Source organism: Sphingobium sp. WR1, assembly GCF_059693745.1.
The window spans coordinates 281232-299082 of record NZ_JCATID010000001.1 but is presented as its reverse complement, the minus strand read 5'-3'; the positions used below and the strand labels follow the sequence as shown (position 1 = coordinate 299082).

The following is a 17851-nucleotide window of genomic DNA, read 5'->3' as shown; positions in this document are numbered from 1 at the left end:
GCCATCCTATTCCGCCGCTTCGAGCCGGGCAATGCGGCGGCTGTTCCGCGCCTGCGCGGCATAGTCACGCTGCCAGTCGCTGGGGCCGTTGCTGGCAGACACCTGCACCGCCGTCACCTTATATTCGGGACAGTTTGTGGCCCAGTCCGAATAGTCGGTGGTGATGACATTGGCCTGTGTTTCCGGGTGGTGGAAGGTGGTGTAGACCACGCCCGGCGCGACCCGCTCGGTGATAAGCGCGCGCAAGGTCGTCTCCCCCGCCCGGCTGCGCAACGTCACCCAGTCGCCATCCTTGAGGCCGCGATTTTCCGCGTCGCTGGGATGGATTTCCAGCCGGTCCTCCGGGTGCCAGGCGGTGTTGGCGGTGCGCCGCGTCTGGGCGCCGACATTATAATGGCTGAGGATGCGGCCAGTGGTCAGCAGCAGCGGGAAGCGCGGCCCGGTCTTTTCGTCGGTCGGGACATAGTCGGTGACGACGAACTTGCCCTTGCCGCGCACGAAGCCGTCGATGTGCATGGTCGGCGTGCCGTCGGGCGCGGCATCGTTGGCCGGCCATTGCAGCGACCCTTCCGCCTCCAGCCGGTCATAATGAACGCCCGCGAAGGTCGGGGTGAGCGCCGCGATTTCGTCCATGATCTGAGCGGGATGGTCGTAGGTCCAGTCGAGGCCCATGGCGTTGGCGACCAGTTGGACGATCTCCCAGTCGGCGTAACCGTTCAGCGGGGCCATCACCTTGCGCACGCGCTGGATGCGCCGCTCGGCATTGGTGAAGGTGCCGTCCTTTTCCAGGAAGGTCGATCCGGGCAGGAAGATATGGGCGTAATTGGCGGTTTCGTTGAGGAACAGATCCTGCACCACCACGCATTCCATCGCGGCGAGGCCCGCGGCGACATGATGGGTGTTGGGATCGGACTGCAGAATATCCTCGCCCTGGATGAAGATGCCCTTGAAACTGCCGTCGGTCGCGGCGTCGAGCATGTTGGGGATGCGCAGGCCCGGCTCGCGGTCCAGCGTCACGCCCCATGCCCGCTCGAACAGGGTGCGGGTGGCGTCGTCCGACACATGGCGATAGCCGGAAAATTCATGCGGGAAACTGCCCATGTCGCAGGCGCCCTGGACGTTGTTCTGGCCCCGCAGCGGGTTCACGCCCACGCCTTCGCGCCCGACATTGCCGGTCGCCATGGCGAGATTGGCGATCGCCATGACGGTCGAGCTGCCCTGGCTATGTTCGGTGACGCCCAGACCGTAATAGATGGCCGCATTGCCGCCGGTGGCGTATAGCCGGGCGGCGGCGCGCACATCCTGCGCCCTTACGCCGGTCAGCGGCTCGATCGCTTCGGGCGAGCGCGCCGGTTCGGACACGAACGCCGCCCAGTCCATGAACTCGTCCCAGTCGCAGCGTTCGCGGATGAAGGCCTCATCATAGAGCTTCTCGGTCACGACCACATGGGCCAGCGCGGTCAGCATCGCGACATTGGTGCCGGGGCGCAGCGGCAGATGATGCTCCGCCTCCACATGCGGAGATTTCACCAGATCGGTGCGGCGCGGATCGATGACGATCAGCTTGGCGCCCTGCCTCAGGCGCTTCTTCATGCGGCTGGCGAACACCGGATGCCCGTCGGTGGGATTGGCGCCGATGACGAGGATCACGTCCGACTGCATCACACTGTCGAAATCCTGCGTGCCCGCCGATGTGCCGAAGGTGGTCTTGAGGCCATAGCCGGTGGGCGAGTGGCAGACGCGCGCGCAGGTATCGACATTGTTATTGCCGAAGCCCTGCCGGATCAGCTTCTGGACGAGGAAGGTTTCCTCATTGGTGCAGCGGCTGGAGGTGATGCCACCGATGCTGCGCGCGCCATATTGGGCCTGGATGCGGCGGAATTCGCTGGCGGTGTGGGTGATCGCCTCCTCCCACGATACCTCCCGCCACGGCTGGTCCACCGATGCGCGGATCATGGGGTTGAGGATACGGTCCTGATGCTGGGCATAGCCCCAGGCGAAGCGGCCCTTGACGCAGCTATGGCCGCGATTGGCCTTGCCCTCCTTCCACGGCACCATGCGCACCAGTTCCTCGCCCCGCATTTCCGCGCGGAAGGTGCAGCCGACGCCGCAATAGGCGCAGGTGGTGACGATGGCGCGATCGGGCGTGCCCGTCTCCACCACCTTCTTCTCGATCAGGCTGGCGGTCGGGCAGGCCTGCACGCAGGCGCCGCAGGACACGCATTCGGAGCCGAGAAAATCCTCGCCCTGCGACGGCGCGACCTTCGATTCGAAGCCCTTATTCTCGATGGTGAGGGCAAAAGTTCCCTGCACCTCCTCGCAGGCGCGCACGCAGCGCGAACAGACGATGCACTTGCTGGGATCGAAGTCGAAATAGGGGTTCGACTGGTCCTTCGCCTGCCCCATATTGGTCGCGCCGTCATAGCCGTAGCGCACGTCGCGCAGGCCCACGGCGCCGGCCTGTTCCTGCAATTCGCAGTCCCCGTTCGCGGCGCAGGTCAGGCAGTCGAGCGGATGGTCGGAGATATACAGCTCCATCACCCCGCGGCGCAGCTGTTTCAGCCGCTCGGTCTGGGTGCGCACGACCATGCCCTCCGCCACCGGCGTGGTGCAGGAGGCGGGATAGCCGCTCCGCCCCTCCACCTCGACCAGGCAGAGGCGGCAGGAGCCGAAGCTCTCGACGCTGTCGGTGGCGCAGAGTTTGGGGATGGAGCCGCCCAGCAGCGATGCGGCGCGCAGGATGCTGGTGCCTTCTGGCAGGGTGACGCTCTGGCCGTCGATGGTCAGGGTGACGCTCTTGCCGGTCGCCAATGCGGCCGGCGTGCCGTGATCGGTTTCGCGGGCGAAGCTCATTCCGCGGCCTCCTTGATGGGCGCAGTTGCGCCGAAATCCTCGGGAAAATGGTCAAGCGCGCTCAGCACCGGATAGGGGGTGAAGCCGCCCAGCGCGCAGAGCGAGCCATATTTCATCGTGTCGGCGAGGTCGCGCAGCAGGCTGATCTGCGCTTCGATCGACACGTCGAGCCGGTCGGGCGCGCGGGAGTAGAGCGCCTTGCCCAGATAGCCCGCCTCCGTTCGGGCGGAGCCTGTCGAAGAGAAGGAAAGCCCTTCGACAGGCTCAGGGCGAACGGAAATTGCGTTATCCCGCGCCGCGACGATCAGGTCCATGATCTCCACCCCGCGCGTCGATCCGATCCGACAGGGCGTGCATTTGCCGCAGCTTTCCGCCGCGCAGAATTCCATCGCGAAGCGCGCCATATGCGCCATGTCGACACTGTCGTCGAAGACGGTGATCCCGGCATGGCCGATGAGTCCTCCGGCCTGGGTGAAGGCTTCATAGTCGAAGGGCAGATGGAACATGCTCGGCGGGAAATAGGCGCCCAGCGGCCCGCCCACCTGCACCGCGCGCACCGGCCGGCCGCTCGCCGTGCCGCCGCCGATATCATTCACCAGTTCGCCCAATGTTATGCCGAAACCGATCTCGTAGAGGCCGCCATGCCGCACATTGCCCGCCAGCTGCACCGGCATCGTCCCACGCGACCGGCCGAAACCGACCGCCGCATAGGTCTCCGCGCCCTCCGTCAATATGAAGGGCACGGCGGCCAGCGACAGCACATTGTTGATGACGGTCGGCTGGCCGAACAGGCCTTGCAGCGCGGGCAGCGGCGGCTTGGCGCGGACCTGACCGCGCTTGCCCTCGATACTGTCGAGCAACGCGGTCTCCTCGCCGCAGACATAGGCGCCCGCGCCTTCCCGCACCTCCAGCGTGAAGGGCGCGACGATATGCCCCGATGCCTCGATCGCCGCGCGCATGGTGGCGATGCAATAGGGATATTCGGAGCGGATATAGATATAGCCATGGCCCGCGCCCACGGCATGGGCGGCGATCGCCATCCCCTCGATCAGGCAGAAGGGATCGCCTTCCATAAGCATCCGGTCGGCGAAGGTGCCGCTGTCGCCCTCATCGGCGTTGCAGACGATGAATTTGGTGGCGGACGGCGCATCGAGCACCGTCTGCCATTTGATTCCGGTGGGAAAGCCCGCGCCGCCGCGCCCGCGCAGGCCCGATGCCCTGACGATGTCGACCACCCGCTGCGGCGATTGGTCGCGCGCCTTCTCCAGCCCCGTCCATCCGCCATGCGCCGTATAATCGGCAACGCTCAGCGGATCGATGACGCCGCAACGTGCGAAAGTGAAGCGTTGCTGGCTGGCGAAGAAGGGCAGTTCGTCCACTTTGCCCAAGCGCGCGGCATGGGTGCCGTCCAGCACCGCCGCCACATCCTGCGGCCCGATCGGACCAAAGCCGATGCGGCCTTCCGCCGTCTCCACCTCGACCAGCGGCTCGATACTGAACAGCCCGCGCGATCCGGTGCGCACCACGTCGCATCCCGCATCGGCAAAGGCGCGCGCCACATCGTCCGCGCCCACCGCGACCGAAGCCATGTCGCGACTGACATAGACTTTCATGCCGCCACCTCCAGCGCGATCCGCTCCAGCGCGGCGGCGTCGATCCGCGCCACCGGCCGCCCGTCGACCAGAGCATTGGGACCGATCGCGCACAGGCCCAGGCAATAGACCGGCTCCAGCGCGACCTGCCCATCGGCCCGCGTCTCACCCATGGCCACGCCCAGCCGCTGCGCCGCCGCCGCCTCGATCGCGGCACCGCCGCGCGCCTGGCAGCTTTCCGCCCGGCACAGTTTCACCACATGGCGGCCCGGCGCGGCGCGGCGAAAATCATGGTAGAAGGTGACGACGCCATGCACGTCCGCGCGGCTGAGATTGAGCGCCTTCGCGATCATGGCTACCCACGCATCGTCGATATATCCCGCCTCCTCCTGCACCGCATGGAGCAGAGGCAACAGCCGGTCGCGCGTCGCGCCATGGCGCGCGGTCCAGCCGGCGATAAATTCTTCCATAACTACCCTGCCTTTTCCGGCCGATTTTGCCGATGATCCTGCGCGCGGACCGCCATCGGGTCAAATCGAAGTCGAGCATATTTGATAGACAATCTCTATCAATCGACTCGGAACCCGGACGGCAGACGCAGCGTGCGCGCGACCCCCAGCACCGCCTGCGCCAGCGGCCCCATCGGCGCGCTGTCCGACACGATCACCCCGACCCGGCTTCCTTCCCCCATTTGCGGCAAGGGCCGCAGTCGCGCCCAGGTCAGCCCGTCCAGCAAGCTCGCATGGCTGTCGGGAATGATCGAGCAGAGCCGCCCCTGCTGCACCAGCCCGAGCAGCGCGACATAGGAATCCGCCGTCACTAGCGGCCGCAGCGCCAACCCGCGCTCGGCCAGCCGCGCGTCGAGGATACGCCGGTTCTGCATCCCCTGGTGCAGCAGACAGAGCGGCAAGCGGGCGAGATCCGTCCAGTCGAGCGGATCGGGGATCGCCACGCCATCGACTGCGCTGACCAGCATCGTCCGCTCGACATAGAGGGGCGCCGACAGCGCATGGGCGGGCGGTTCGAAGTCGAGATAGGTAAGGCCCGCGTCCAGCTCGAACGCCGCCAGTTCCCGCTCGATCTGGCGGGAGGTCAGCGCTCTGACGGAGATATTGAGGCCAGGATGCCGCGCCAGCATCGCGGCCGCCAGACAGCCGATCGCCGGCATGGCGGCGGGGATCGCGCCCAGCCTGAGTTCCCCCCTGAGCGGGCCGCGCGCCGTTTCCGCCGCCTGCCCCAGCGCATCGGCCGCCGCGACCAGCTGCCGCGCCCAGGGCAGGATCGCCTCCCCCTCCGCCGTCAGCCCGGCATATTTGCGGTCCCGCCGGATGAGGCGCTTACCCAGTTGCCCCTCCAGCGCGGCGATGCCCGCCGAAAGCGTCGGCTGCGACACGTTGCAATGCGCCGCCGCACGCGCGAAATGGCCTTCGCGTTCCAGCGCCAGAAAATATTCGACAAGGCGGGTCTGCATCGAATCTGCTATAAGGGAGATGGCCCTCTCTTTATAGAGGAGAGCTATCAAGGAGGCGCATATGCGCAAGGGACCGATATTGGGCGCGGTGCTGGCCGGCGGCCGCTCCAGCCGCTTCGGCAGCGACAAGGCGATGGCCCTGCTCGACGGAAGGACATTGCTGGACCATGCCAGGGCGGGACTGGCGCCCCATGTGGCGGAGGTGGTGGTGTGCGGCCGCGACGACGGACTGACCGACCGGCCGCATCCCGACATGGGACCGCTGGGCGGCCTCAACGCCGCGCTCCATCATGCGCTGCGTCATGACTTTGTCGGCGTGCTCACCACCGGCTGCGACATGCCCTTCTACCCTGCCGAGCTGCCCGCCGCGCTGATCGGCGACAAGGCCGCGGTCCTGCACGGCCAGCAACTGCTGGGCTGGTGGCCGGCCACGCTGGCATTCGAGCTGGATGCCCATCTGGGCGAGGAGAATAACCGATCGGTCCATGGCTGGCTCGACCGCGTCCATGCGCGGGTGGTGGAGATGCCGGGGCTGGTCCTGCCCAATATCAACCGGCCGGAGGATCTGGCGAGCCTCGCGCAATAGCCAAAGTTCCGTTCGTTTCGAGCGTGTCGAGAAACGGGAAGCGCAGTTCTATCCGTTTCTCGACTTCGCTCGAAACGAACGGATGTTTTCAAACGGCCAAAGCCTCCCCCGCCGCCACCTCCGCCGGACAATGCATCCCCGCCACCGCCTCGCCGATCAGCAGCAGGGTCGGGTCCTCATCACTGATTGTCGCGACCAGAAAGGCGAGCGCCGACAGCTTGCCCCGAATCAGCCGCTCATCGGGCAGCGAGACATTGACCGCGACCATCACCGGCGTTTCGGGGTCGCGCCCGGCGGCGATCAGTTGACGGCTGATCTCCCCCGCCGCCGCCCGGCCCATATAGATGCCGAGCGTGCCGCCCGGCCGCGCCAGCGCGTCCCAGTCGAGTTTCAATGGCTCGCCTGCCTTGAGATGCGCCGTCACCAAAGTCAGCCCGCGCGCGACACCGCGCAGGGTGAGCGACGCGCTGCCGCTCGCCGCCGCCGCGCTCGCCGTGGTGATGCCGGGGCAGATGCGGAAGCGCACGCCGTCCGCCGCCAGATGCGCCATCTCCTCCGCCGACCGGCCGAAAACCGACGGATCGCCGCCCTTCAGCCGCACGACGCGCTTGCCCGCCTTCGCCGCGGCGAGCAGCAGGTCGTTGATGCTGTCCTGCGCCTTGCTGTGGCGGCCGGAGCGCTTGCCGACGCTGATCCGCTCGACGCCTTGCGGGATCAGGTCAAGCACGCCCGGCCCCACCAGCGCATCGTAAAAGACGATCTCGGCGCAGGCGATCAGCTTTTCCGCCTTGCGGGTCAGCAGGTCCGGGTCGCCGGGGCCCGCACCGACCAGCCAGACGTCACCGGGGGCGATCAACTCATTCGGCTGCATGGAGCGTCTCCTGCGTGGCTTGGGCGAGGATGTTGGCGAGCGCGGGACGGCACGATCCGCAATTGGTGCCCGCGCCCAGCGCCTTGCCGATGGCCGGCACGTCGACCAGTTGCTGGTCACGGATGGCGGCGACGATCTGGTTGAGGCCGATGTCGAAGCAGACGCAGATGGTTACGCCCTTGTCGGGCTGGCTGCCCGGCCCGCGCGCGGCGAGCACGGAGGCGCCCACTTCTTCGGCCTCCAGCTGGCCGATCAGCCAGTCGCGCGAGGGCAGCAGGCCGGTGCGGGTGACGAACAGCACCGCCGCCAGCCTGCCGTCGCGGAGGATGGCGACCCGGCGGCTGCCGCGCGTCAGGTCGATCGCCTCGACCCGATCGCCCTTGGGCAGGCAGGCTTCCAGCCGCGCCGCGTCGCCATTGCCGGCAATTTCGTACAGCGCCCCGCCCGGCACGGCGACGCGCGTCGACCAGAGGCAGGGAAGCCGCACCGGCTCCTGCCCGCGCAGGATCAGGAAGCCCTTCCATTCGGCCGCGACGCGCTCGACGCTGGCCGGGGTCGACTTGAAGCCGGGCTGGCCCGAATGGGGATCGACCAGCGGCCGGGGCAGCAGGCCGGTGCGCCCGCCGCTCGATATCTGGTCGGTCCAGTGGATCGGGGTGAAGATTTCACCGCGCCGCTGGCCTTCGCTATGGGCGACGCGGAAGATGCTGTTGCCCTGCGCCGTCCACACCCGCGCCAGATCGCGGTCGGCGATGCCCAGTTCCGCGGCGTCCTGCGGATGGATTTCCACCAGCGGCTCCTCCCGATGCCGCGCCAGCCTGGGCGCAAGGCCGGTGCGCGTCATCGTGTGCCACTGGTCGCGATAGCGGCCGGTGTTGAGCGTCATGGGCCATTGTTTGAGCGGCCCCTGCAATTCCATCTGCTTCGTCAGCACCAGCCGCGCCTTGCCGTCGGGCGTCGGAAAACGGCCGTCAGAAAAGGGCGTGCCGCCCCAGCGGAACGGCTCCATCGCAGCATAGGCGTCGTTGCCGATGGTGGCGTGACTGCGCAGGTTGAGCAGCCGCGCGCCGTCATTCTGATAGGCGGTGAGGCGCGCATGTTCGCGCCAGATGTCGGCGGGCCGATCATAGGCGAAGGCGTTGCGCCAGCCCATGCGGCGGGCGACCTGCGTGACGATCCACCAGTCGGGCTTTACCTCGCCGGGCAGCGCCAGGAAGGGGCGCTGGCGGCTGATCGTGCGGTCCGAATTGGTGACGGTGCCGTCCTTCTCGCCCCAGCCGGCCGCGGGCAGGCGGACATGGGCATGGGTCGAGCTGTCCGTGTCGGCGATGATGTCCGACACGACGAGAAAGGGAACCGCCTCCAGCGCCTCGCGCACCCGGTTCGCGTCGGGCAGCGAGACGGCGGGGTTGGTCGCCATCACCCACAGCGCCTTGATCCGGCCTTCGTTGATGGCGCGGAACAGGTCGACCGCTTTGAGGCCCGGCTTGGTCGCCATGCGCGGCGCGGCCCAGAAGCGGCCGACGCGCTCCACATTGTCGGGCGCGAAGTCCATATGCGCGGCCAGCGTGGACGCGAGGCCGCCGACTTCCCGGCCGCCCATGGCGTTGGGCTGGCCGGTGATCGAGAAGGGGGCGGCGCCGGGCTTGCCGATGCGGCCGGTGGCCAGATGGACGTTGATGATCGCATTGACCTGATCGGTGCCGCGGATCGACTGGTTGATGCCCTGGCTGAACAGGGTGACGGTGCGCGGGGTCGCGGCGAACAGTTTGTAATATTGCTCCAGCAGCGCGGGCGCGATGTCGCAGGTCTTGGCCGTCGTCCAGAGGTCATGCCCGGTGCGGATATGCTCCCAGAAGCCGTCGGGGGCGTTCACATGATCCGCGACGAAGGCGGGATCGGTGACGCCCTGCGCATCACACCAGGCGAGCAGCCCGTTCATCAGCGCAACGTCGGTGCCCGGCTTCACCGGCAGATGCAGGTCGGCGCCCTCGCAGGTTTCGGTGCGGCGGGGATCGATGACGACCAGCTTGGCGCCGCGCGCGGCGCGGGCGGCCTGGATACGCTGATAGACGATCGGGTGGCACCAGGCGGTGTTGGAACCGACGAGGACGATCAGGTCCGCTTCCTCCAGATCGGCATAGCTGGCGGGGACGATGTCCTCGCCAAAGGCGCGGTTGTGGCCGGCGACCGCGCTCGACATGCAAAGGCGGCTGTTGGTGTCGATGTTGCCCGAGCCGATGAAGCCTTTCATCAGCTTGTTGGCGACATAATAATCCTCTGTCAGCAACTGGCCCGAGACATAGAAGGCGACGCTGTCGGGACCATGGCGGTCGACGGTTTCGCGGAATTTCTTCGCGACGAGGTCGAGCGCCTTGTCCCAGCCGGCGCGCTTGTTGCCGATCATCGGATGGAGCAGGCGGCCGGTCAGCCCCACCGTCTCGCCCAGATGCGTGCCCTTGGAACAGAGCCGCCCGCCATTGGCCGGATGCGCCGCGTCGCCCTTGATGACGACCGAGCGCGGCCCGGTCGGCGTGGCCGAAATGCCGCAGCCGACGCCGCAATAGGCGCAGGTGGTGCGGATGGCCTCAGTCATGCCCTACCTCTTGATTATGAATGAAAAAGTGGGTGGAGGCATATGCCGCAAGGGATGCCCAGCTTATCCCTTCCACCCCAGTCCCCGCCGGCAAGAGCAGGAACCATAAGCTCATGCCGCCGCCTTCATTGCGACCGGGCGGGCGATCAGGATGCGGTCGCCTTCCTGTTTCACCGCGATGGTGGGCGTGCAGCCTTCGTCATTGCCCTGCGCCTCGCCCGTCTTGAGCGCGATGTTCCAGTTGTGCAGCGGGCAGGCGACGCTGTGGCCATGGACGATGCCCTGGCTCAGCGGCCCCTTCTTGTGCGGACATTCGTTGACCAGCGCGAAGACATGGTCGTCGCCGGTGCGAAAGACGGCGATTTCCTTTTCGCCCTCAATCCGAACCGTGCGGGCGCCGCGCTGGGGAATGTCGGCCAGCGTTCCGATGTCGATCCAGTCGGTCATGTCGTTCACTCCGCAGCGATGGCAATAGGGGCGAGCGGCTGGTGCAGTTCCGCATTCGCACCGGCGGCGCGTTCGGCCCAGGGGTCATCCTGACTGAAGCTCTGCGAATAGAGGAAGCGGGCGCGGAGCGCCTCGCGGCCTGCGTCATCCTCGACGATGCGCTGCTTGATATAGTCGACGCCGATCCGCTCGATCCAGGGCGCGGTGCGCTCCAGATAGCGCGCCTCCTCGCGGTAGAGCTGGATGAAAGCGGCGCAATAGTCGAGCGCCTCCTGCTCGGTCGCGACCTTGCACAGCAGGTCGGTGGCGCGGACATGGATACCGCCATTGCCGCCGACATGCAGTTCATAGCCTGAGTCGACGCAGACCACGCCGAAATCCTTGATCGTCGCCTCCGCGCAGTTGCGGGGGCAGCCCGACGCCGCGATCTTGAACTTGTGGGGCATCCACGACCCCCAGGTCATCCGCTCGATCTTGACGCCAAGGCCAGTCGAATCCTGCGTGCCGAAGCGGCACCATTCGGACCCGACGCAGGTCTTCACCGTGCGCAGCGACTTGCCATAGGCATGGCCCGACACCATGCCCGCGGCATTGAGGTCGGCCCAGACGGCGGGCAGGTCTTCCTTCCTGATGCCGAAAATGTCGAGGCGCTGGCCGCCCGTCACCTTGACCATCGGCGCGTTATATTTCTCGACCACATCGGCGATCGCGCGCAGTTCGCGCGGGTTGGTGAGGCCGCCCCACATGCGCGGGACGACCGAATAGGTGCCGTCCTTCTGGATATTGGCGTGCATCCGCTCATTGACGAAACGGCTCTGTTGGTCGTCCTGATACTCGCCCGGCAGCGCGCAGAGCAGATAGTAATTGAGCGCCGGGCGGCAGGAGGAGCAGCCGTCCGGGGTCGACCAGTGGAGCAGTTGCATCACTTCGGGGATGGAGCGCATATTCTGCGCCACGATTTCCCGGCGAACATCGTCATGGGTGAAGCTGGTGCATTTGCACATCGTCTTCGGACCCGAAGCGACATCGTCGCCCAGCACCACGCTGAGCAGATTTTCGACCAGACCCGTGCACTGGCCGCAACTGGCCGACGCCTTGCAAGAACCGCGCACCGCATCGAGACTGCAATTGCCCGCCGATATGCAGGCGACGACCTGGCCCTTGCTGACGCCGTTGCAGCCGCAAATCTCGGCATCGTCCGAGAGCGCCGCAACGGCCGCCTTAGGGTCCAGCGCGCCTCCTCCCGAGGCGTAGCCCTGACCGAAAATCAGCAGGTCGCGAATATCCGCGACATTCTCCTCCTTCTTGAGCAGGTCGAAATACCAGCCACCATCGACGGTGTCGCCATAGAGAACGGCGCCGACGATCCGGTCATCCTTGACGATGACGCGCTTGTAGACGCCGCGCGAGGCGTCGCGCAGGACGATATCCTCGCAGCCTTCACCGCCGGAAAAGTCACCGGCGGAGAAAACGTCCAGACCGGCGACCTTGAGCTTGGTGGATGTCACCGAACCTTTGTAACCCGTATGCTGGTCGGTCAGGCCGTCGGCAAGGCTGCGGCACATATCCCAGAGCGGTGCGACGAGGCCATAGACATTGCCGTCATGCTCGACGCATTCGCCGACCGCCAGCACGTCCGGGTCGCTCGTCACCATATGGTCGTCGACCCTGATGCCGCGATTGACCTCAAGTCCCGCCTCGCGGGCGAGCGCGGTCGACGGGCGGATGCCCACCGCCATGACGACGAGGCTCGCCGGGATTTCGCGGCCGTCCTTCAGACGGACACCCTCGACCTTGCCGTCGCCATAGATGGCGTCGGTGTTGGCGCCGGTCAGGATGGTCTGGCCGCGCCCTTCCAGCGCGGACTTGAGCAGCCAGCCCGCCGCTTCATCGAGCTGCCGCTCCATCAGCGTGTCCATCAGGTGGATGACCGTCACCTTCATGCCGCGCAGGGTGAGGCCGTGCGCAGCTTCGAGGCCGAGCAGGCCGCCGCCGATCACCACCGCGTCCCCGCCGGCATCGGCAGCGGCGAGCATGGTGTCGACATCCTTCATGTCGCGGAAGCTGATGACGCCGGGCAGATCCTTGCCCGGCACCGGAATGATGAAGGGATCAGAGCCGGTGGCGATCAGCAGCTTGTCATAGCCGACGCTGCGGCCCGACCGGCTGGTGACGATCTTGGCGGCGCGGTCGATGGCCGTCACCGGATCGCCCGCGATCAGTTCGATGCCATTGTCGGCATACCATTCGCGGGTGTTGATGATGATGTCGTCGAAGCTCTTTTCCCCGGCCAGCACCGGCGAGAGCATGATCCGGTTATAGTTCACATAAGGTTCCGCGCCGAAGATGGTGACGCGATAGCGCGTCCCGTCCCGCGCCAGCAGTTCTTCGACCGCGCGGCAGCCGGCCATGCCGTTGCCGACAACGACCAGATGTTCGCGGACATCCTCGAACGGCACCAGGACTTCGTCCTCTACGTCCGTCCGGCTTTCGTCCCTGACCTGCAATTCCATGCCTGTCCCTTTCGGAAAAGAAAAAGGCCGCCATCCAGACCCCCGGGGTTTGAAACCCGAAAGTCTGGATGGCGGCCTTGCCATCATATGCGCCTTGCCGGTCCTACCCTGAACCGCCGCAGCTATGAAAAGGAGGACAACCTTGTCCCTTGCACTGCACCATAAACGGAATCGCAGACCAGCTCAAGCGATTCCGTCACGGCTTCGTCATCAATAGGCCCAGTCGGCCTGCACCCAGAATTTCCGCGTGTCGGTGGCCATCGCCTTCGCCTCATATTGGGCATAGCGGATCGACAGGGCGGTCTTCTTCACCTTCGCGGATGCGATGAGGTTCCATTCATTGCCATAATGCTGGTCCAGCCGGTCGCTGTCGAAACGATGCCAGACCGCCTGCAACGACAGGCCGGTCAGCGGCCCCATCTGCTTCCAGCCATAGCCGCCCCCGACATAGAAATCGCGAACACCGTTGGCGGGCGTGGTCAGGAATTTGTCGGCCCAGCCCTGAAATTTGAAATTGGTGCCGAGCGGCGTCTGGAAGCTGGTGAAGGCGGCTCCGCTGCTGGCGCCCAGCACCTCATAACCGGCGTTGAGCTTCCAGCCCTTCACGTCCAGCAACAGGTCCGCCAGCCAATAGTCGGCGCTGTAATCGTTGGGATTGCGGTGATAATCCGACTGGCGGGCGTAGCTGAACTGGTAGCCGATCTTCGCCGCCTTCGACAAAGTCTGCGTGCCCGCCAGCCGCGCGCCATAGGTCTGGCTCGACAGGCGGAACCCCTGCACCGCCGCCTCATCCTGATCGACCAGATAGGCAAAGCCGGTCAGCGTGCCGACCGGCGTGGCGTAGGACAGGTTGGCGAGGATATTGTCGCCGCTCACCGCCTGTTGCCGCACGGCAGTGCCGTCAATGCCCCAGATTGTGCGCACCGACCAGGCATAGGCGACGTCCAGCTTCAGCCCCTTGGCCGGGGCCAGTTCGGCGCGCACCGCGTCGAAGGTCTGGGCATTGTCGCGAAAGGCGACATTGCCGACGAACCGCTCGTCATCCAGCGCGATCTTCTGCCGCCCGCCGGTCAGGGTCAGCGCCTTCGTCCGATATTGGAGCTGGGCGATGTAGAGCGCGACATTCTGCGGGTCGGCGATGATCGGCCGGGTGGCGGCGCCGTTCACCCCGTCATAATAATCGTCGATGATGGCCAGCGTCCCCTGCCCCACGACCGTGGCGGACAGCGCGCCGCTGCTGGCTGTAACGCCGGCGCGGGCACGGACGGTCAGCGCGTCGGATTTTTCCTCGGCCAGAGCTTCCTGATCCGCATGTTCATAGCGCAGCCGGGCTTCGGCGACGGGCTTGAGGCTGATCTCCTGCGCGCAAGCCGGCCCTGCGACGGCCAGCACGGCCGCCGATGCAAGATAATATTTCATGGGAAATCGTCCCCCCTCGGACGAAATGAGTCTGCGACCAGAGTTGGGGCGGCGTTCCTGAAAAAGGCCGCCGCCCTCCCTCTCCAAAATCAGATGCGCGCGCCGGTCTTCCAGCTTGCGCGCCACTTGGTCTTGACCAGCGCGACACCCAGAAAGGCCGCCATCGCCAGCCCCGCGAAGATCAGGAAGCCGGGCGCGAAGCTGCCGGTCAGCTGCTTGGCGAGGCCCAGCGAACTGGCGAGGTAGAAGCCGCCAACACCGCCCGCCATGCCGACCAGGCCGGTCATGATGCCGATTTCCGCCTGGAAACGCTGCGGCACGAGCTGGAAGACCGAACCGTTGCCGGTGCCCAGCGCCAGCATCGCCAGCACGAAGAAGCCCAGCGCGCTGACCAGTCCGGTCGCCTGCGACACGCCCGTCAGCGCCAGCGCGGCAACGACATAGACGATCATCAGCGCCTTGACGCCGCCGATCCGGTCGGCCAGCGCCCCGCCCATCGGCCGCACCAGCGAGCCGGCGAAGACGCAGCCCGCGGTGCAATAGCCGGCCACGATCGGGGTCAGCCCGAACTGGTCGGTGAAGTAGATCGGCAGCGAGGCGGCAAGGCCCACGAACCCGCCGAAGGTCACGGCGTAGAAGGCCATCAGCCACCAGGCGTCGGCCTGCTTCAGCGGCTGGAAATAGTCGACCATCTTCTTGGGCGCGGGCGCGTTGGGCGCGTCCTTCGCCATGATCATGTAGAGGAGGAAGACGATCGACAGCGGGATGCAGGCCAGGCCCAGCACCGCGTTCCAGCCGAACAGCTTGGCCAGTACCGGGGCGAAGAGCGAGGCGAGCACGGTGCCCGAATTGCCCATGCCCGCCAGGCCCATCGCCTTGCCCTGATGCTCTGGCGGATACCAGCGGCTGGCCAGCGGCAGCGCGATCGCGAAGCTCGCCCCGGCAAAGCCCAATATGACGCCCAGCGCCAGCGTGCCGGCGAAGCTGTCAATGCCCATGACCCAGGCGGTGAACAGGCCGGCGATGACGATCAACTGGCTGATCGCGCCGGACAATTTCGGACCGATCCGGTCCACCAGCAGACCGTTGACGACGCGCAGCAGCGCGCCCGCCAGCGTCGGCGTGGCGACCATCAGCCCCTTTTCGGCCGGGGTCAGCATCAGCGTCTTGGAAATCATCGGCGCGAGCGGCCCGAGCAGCACCCACACCATGAAGGCGAGGTCGAAATAGAGAAAGGCGGCGATCAAGGTCGGCGTGTGACCGGCCTTCCAGAAGCTGGTCGCGGGCGCAGGCGCGGCGTCCTGTCCTTCGCGATCCCAAAAAGTGGTTGCCATGATACGTCCCCCAATAAACGGAAATGGACATGAAAAAAGCCGCAGCCCGGACATCACCCTTGGGTGAACCCGGTCAGCGGCTTTGCTGCGAATATGGTGAGGACGGCGATCCCACCCTTGGGATGGCGCATCCGAATAAGCGCGCTTCGTCGCGCGACTCCTATATCATCACGCAGAACGCTTCATGTTGCAAGGCACAAAATAGGGCGCAGTTTCAGGCGATGCGCAATTTCCAGTTATTGGCAACTCACCGCACCGGCACAAAGCCCGCCAGAAACTCCTCGATCTTTTCCGGGTCGAACACCCGCCCGTCGAAGAAGCGGTCCGGCCCCAGGGTCAGCTCGCCCCGGCGCGATCCGACCGCGAGCGGCAGATTGACGGCGCCCTCCAGCTTCATGCTCGCCCCCGGCATGGCGACATTGCTGTCGGCCAGCGCGCGGCGGTAGATATCGGGCCGGAACACCGCGCCCGCCTTTGCTGCGGTTGCGGCATCATGGTCGACCATGGCCCAGCGGACGAGCTGCGAATAGATCCAAAGCGCCTGGCTGCGCCACGGGAAGGGGGTCGCCTCCCGGCTGAACAGCATGAAATCGGGACTGGCGATCGGCGCTTCCCCGGCGCGCGCGACGATCTGACCGGACAGCGCCCGCAGGATCAGTTCGGCCGGCTGGTCGACATAGCGCGGATCGGCCAAGAGGTCGGCCAGCGCCGCATGATTGGCCGGATCGTCGCACCAGGCCGCCGCCCGCGCCAGCGCCCGCAGCAGCCGGTCGACCGTATCGGGATTGTCCTCCAGCCAGACTTCGCGGAAGGCCAGCACCTTCTCCACCCCGCGCCGCCAGATGCGCTCGCCGATCGCCGCGGTTTCGGCCAGCCCTTCCTCGACCGCGGCGCTGCCCCAGGGTTCGCCGGCGATGAAGCCGTCAATCTCGCCCGCGCGCATCGCCTCCACCGTCAGCGACGGGGGCAGCACGCGCAGCAGCACATCCCTGTCCGGGTCGACGCCCGCGCTCGCCAGCCAGTAGCGCAGCATCAGCGCATGGCTGGAAAAGCGGTGGACGACGCCGATCACCGGCTTGCGCCGCCACAGGCCGATTGCGGCCGCAAAATCATGCGCGGTGCCCAGCGGATCGGCCAGCCGCGCGGCGACATCAGGCTCCAGCGCCTTGGCGAAGTCGGTGGCCATCACCAGCATATTGCCGTTGACGCCCAGCTTGTAGGGGGCGGCGAGCGCAGCGGGCTGCTGGCTGAGGCCCAACGTCACCGCCACGGCGAGCGGCGCCAGCATCTGCGCGGCATGGACCTGCCCGAACACCAGCCGGTCGCGCAAAGTCGCCCAGCTGGTCGTGCGGATCAGGTCGAGCGACAGCCCTTCCTCCTCCGCAAAGCCCTTCTCCCGCGCGGCCACCAGCACGGCGGCGTCGTTCAGCGGCAGGAAGGCGATCTTCAACTCGGTCGTCATATCCCTCCTCCCAGCAGGTCGCTGGCGGTGATCAGCGCCTGCGCCACATCCACGATCTTCTTGCCCTGGTTCATCGCGCTCGACCGCAGCAGCGCATAGGCGTCCTGCTCGCTCAGGGAACGCTGGTTCATCAGGATCGACTTGGCGCGATCGATGATCTTGCGGTCGGACAGCGCCGTGCGCGCCTCATCCAGTTCGGTCTGGATTTTGGCGAAGGCGTTGAAGCGCCGCACCGCCAGTTCCAGCACCGGCTTCACCCGCTCCTTGCGGAGGCCATCGACGACATAGGCGGACACCCCCGCGTCGATCGCCGCGCCGATCATGCTGTCGTCCGACTGGTCGACGAACATGGCGATCGGCCGGGCGAGCGCGCGGCTGACGGTCAGCATCTCCTCCAGCGTGTCGCGGCTGGGACTGCCCAGGTCCATCAGCACCACGTCGGGCGCCATGCGCTCCAGCCGCGCGACGAAGGCGCCGCGCGGGGGAACGATATGGATATCGTCATAGCCCGCCTCGCGCAGCCCTTCCTCCAGGACCGTCGCGCGCAACCCGCTGTCGTCGATGATGACGATTCGCATCTACCCTGCCTCTTTTGTCCCGTAAGTGGCGGCGATGCTGCGCTGCGTCAATCGCGATGGCCGACGAAGGCGGGTTTGCGACGTGCCTGGCGCGCGCTTCTTTTGCCAAATAATAAACGTCTGAAAGGC

General features: G+C 66.4%; 13 protein-coding genes. 1 reads left to right on the top strand and 12 read right to left on the bottom strand.

The annotated features are described in order from the left end of the window. Positions 1 to 6 precede the first annotated feature (6 nt). The 4 genes from fdhF to AC58EF_RS01465 all read right to left on the bottom strand — a co-directional run bounded on the left by fdhF (position 7) and on the right by AC58EF_RS01465 (position 5916). Positions 7 to 2853, bottom strand: coding sequence for a formate dehydrogenase subunit alpha (fdhF, locus tag AC58EF_RS01480; protein ID WP_497273895.1), 2847 nt, complete (start codon positions 2851 to 2853; stop codon positions 7 to 9). Beyond that, complete coding sequence (locus tag AC58EF_RS01475; RefSeq protein ID WP_497273894.1) at positions 2850 to 4466, bottom strand: formate dehydrogenase beta subunit; 1617 nt, start codon at positions 4464 to 4466, stop codon at positions 2850 to 2852. The genes fdhF and AC58EF_RS01475 overlap by 4 nt, the downstream gene beginning before the upstream one ends. Then, positions 4463 to 4915: an NAD(P)H-dependent oxidoreductase subunit E gene (locus AC58EF_RS01470; protein WP_497273892.1), complete on the bottom strand. Its 453-nt coding sequence runs from the start codon at positions 4913 to 4915 to the stop codon at positions 4463 to 4465. Before AC58EF_RS01470 ends, AC58EF_RS01475 begins: the two co-directional genes overlap by 4 nt. A gap of 98 nt (positions 4916 to 5013) precedes the next feature. Continuing rightward, a complete protein-coding gene (locus AC58EF_RS01465; protein WP_497273890.1) occupies positions 5014 to 5916 on the bottom strand; it encodes a LysR family transcriptional regulator in 903 nt (300 codons plus the stop codon). Between the two features lie 61 nt (positions 5917 to 5977). Here AC58EF_RS01465 and mobA point away from each other — a divergent pair, with 61 nt between their 5' ends. Beyond that, on the top strand, positions 5978 to 6502 hold the full coding sequence (gene mobA, locus AC58EF_RS01460; RefSeq protein ID WP_497273888.1) for a molybdenum cofactor guanylyltransferase: 525 nt from the start codon (positions 5978 to 5980) through the stop codon (positions 6500 to 6502). A gap of 88 nt (positions 6503 to 6590) precedes the next feature. Here mobA and cobA read toward each other — a convergent pair whose 3' ends face one another. The 8 genes from cobA to AC58EF_RS01420 all read right to left on the bottom strand — a co-directional run bounded on the left by cobA (position 6591) and on the right by AC58EF_RS01420 (position 17722). Continuing rightward, a complete protein-coding gene (gene cobA, locus AC58EF_RS01455) occupies positions 6591 to 7373 on the bottom strand; it encodes a uroporphyrinogen-III C-methyltransferase (protein WP_497273886.1) in 783 nt (260 codons plus the stop codon). Next, positions 7360 to 9969 (bottom strand): molybdopterin-dependent oxidoreductase, encoded by a 2610-nt coding sequence (locus AC58EF_RS01450; RefSeq protein WP_497273884.1) that lies wholly within the window; start codon positions 9967 to 9969, stop codon positions 7360 to 7362. Before AC58EF_RS01450 ends, cobA begins: the two co-directional genes overlap by 14 nt. A 111-nt stretch (positions 9970 to 10080) precedes the next feature. After that, on the bottom strand, positions 10081 to 10416 hold the full coding sequence (nirD, locus tag AC58EF_RS01445) for a nitrite reductase small subunit NirD (protein ID WP_497273882.1): 336 nt from the start codon (positions 10414 to 10416) through the stop codon (positions 10081 to 10083). Positions 10417 to 10421: 5 nt separating this feature from the next. Continuing rightward, positions 10422 to 12929, bottom strand: coding sequence for a nitrite reductase large subunit NirB (gene nirB, locus AC58EF_RS01440; protein ID WP_497273881.1), 2508 nt, complete (start codon positions 12927 to 12929; stop codon positions 10422 to 10424). A gap of 210 nt (positions 12930 to 13139) precedes the next feature. Next, entirely contained in the window at positions 13140 to 14348 is a 1209-nt protein-coding gene (locus tag AC58EF_RS01435) for a hypothetical protein (RefSeq protein WP_497273880.1), read from the bottom strand. 89 nt (positions 14349 to 14437) lie between these two features. Next, positions 14438 to 15682, bottom strand: coding sequence for a nitrate/nitrite transporter (locus tag AC58EF_RS01430; RefSeq protein ID WP_497273878.1), 1245 nt, complete (start codon positions 15680 to 15682; stop codon positions 14438 to 14440). A gap of 247 nt (positions 15683 to 15929) precedes the next feature. Further along, positions 15930 to 17144: a CmpA/NrtA family ABC transporter substrate-binding protein gene (locus tag AC58EF_RS01425; RefSeq protein WP_497273877.1), complete on the bottom strand. Its 1215-nt coding sequence runs from the start codon at positions 17142 to 17144 to the stop codon at positions 15930 to 15932. Beyond that, positions 17141 to 17722, bottom strand: a complete 582-nt coding sequence (locus AC58EF_RS01420; protein WP_497273876.1) for an ANTAR domain-containing response regulator — start codon at positions 17720 to 17722, stop codon at positions 17141 to 17143. The genes AC58EF_RS01425 and AC58EF_RS01420 overlap by 4 nt, the downstream gene beginning before the upstream one ends. Positions 17723 to 17851 lie beyond the last annotated feature (129 nt).

Excerpts from the sequence above, each read along its gene's own strand:
- AC58EF_RS01450 (WP_497273884.1), bottom strand. The coding sequence starts at position 9,969 with ATGACTGAGGCCATCCGCACCACCTGCGCCTATTGCGGCGTCGGCTGC.
- cobA (WP_497273886.1), bottom strand. The coding sequence starts at position 7,373 with ATGCAGCCGAATGAGTTGATCGCCCCCGGTGACGTCTGGCTGGTCGGT.
- fdhF (WP_497273895.1), bottom strand. The coding sequence starts at position 2,853 with ATGAGCTTCGCCCGCGAAACCGATCACGGCACGCCGGCCGCATTGGCG.
- AC58EF_RS01430 (WP_497273878.1), bottom strand. The coding sequence starts at position 15,682 with ATGGCAACCACTTTTTGGGATCGCGAAGGACAGGACGCCGCGCCTGCG.
- mobA (WP_497273888.1), top strand. The coding sequence starts at position 5,978 with ATGCGCAAGGGACCGATATTGGGCGCGGTGCTGGCCGGCGGCCGCTCC.
- AC58EF_RS01420 (WP_497273876.1), bottom strand. The coding sequence starts at position 17,722 with ATGCGAATCGTCATCATCGACGACAGCGGGTTGCGCGCGACGGTCCTG.
- AC58EF_RS01470 (WP_497273892.1), bottom strand. The coding sequence starts at position 4,915 with ATGGAAGAATTTATCGCCGGCTGGACCGCGCGCCATGGCGCGACGCGC.
- AC58EF_RS01465 (WP_497273890.1), bottom strand. The coding sequence starts at position 5,916 with ATGCAGACCCGCCTTGTCGAATATTTTCTGGCGCTGGAACGCGAAGGC.
- nirB (WP_497273881.1), bottom strand. The coding sequence starts at position 12,929 with ATGGAATTGCAGGTCAGGGACGAAAGCCGGACGGACGTAGAGGACGAA.
- AC58EF_RS01435 (WP_497273880.1), bottom strand. The coding sequence starts at position 14,348 with ATGAAATATTATCTTGCATCGGCGGCCGTGCTGGCCGTCGCAGGGCCG.
- nirD (WP_497273882.1), bottom strand. The coding sequence starts at position 10,416 with ATGACCGACTGGATCGACATCGGAACGCTGGCCGACATTCCCCAGCGC.
- AC58EF_RS01475 (WP_497273894.1), bottom strand. The coding sequence starts at position 4,466 with ATGAAAGTCTATGTCAGTCGCGACATGGCTTCGGTCGCGGTGGGCGCG.
- AC58EF_RS01425 (WP_497273877.1), bottom strand. The coding sequence starts at position 17,144 with ATGACGACCGAGTTGAAGATCGCCTTCCTGCCGCTGAACGACGCCGCC.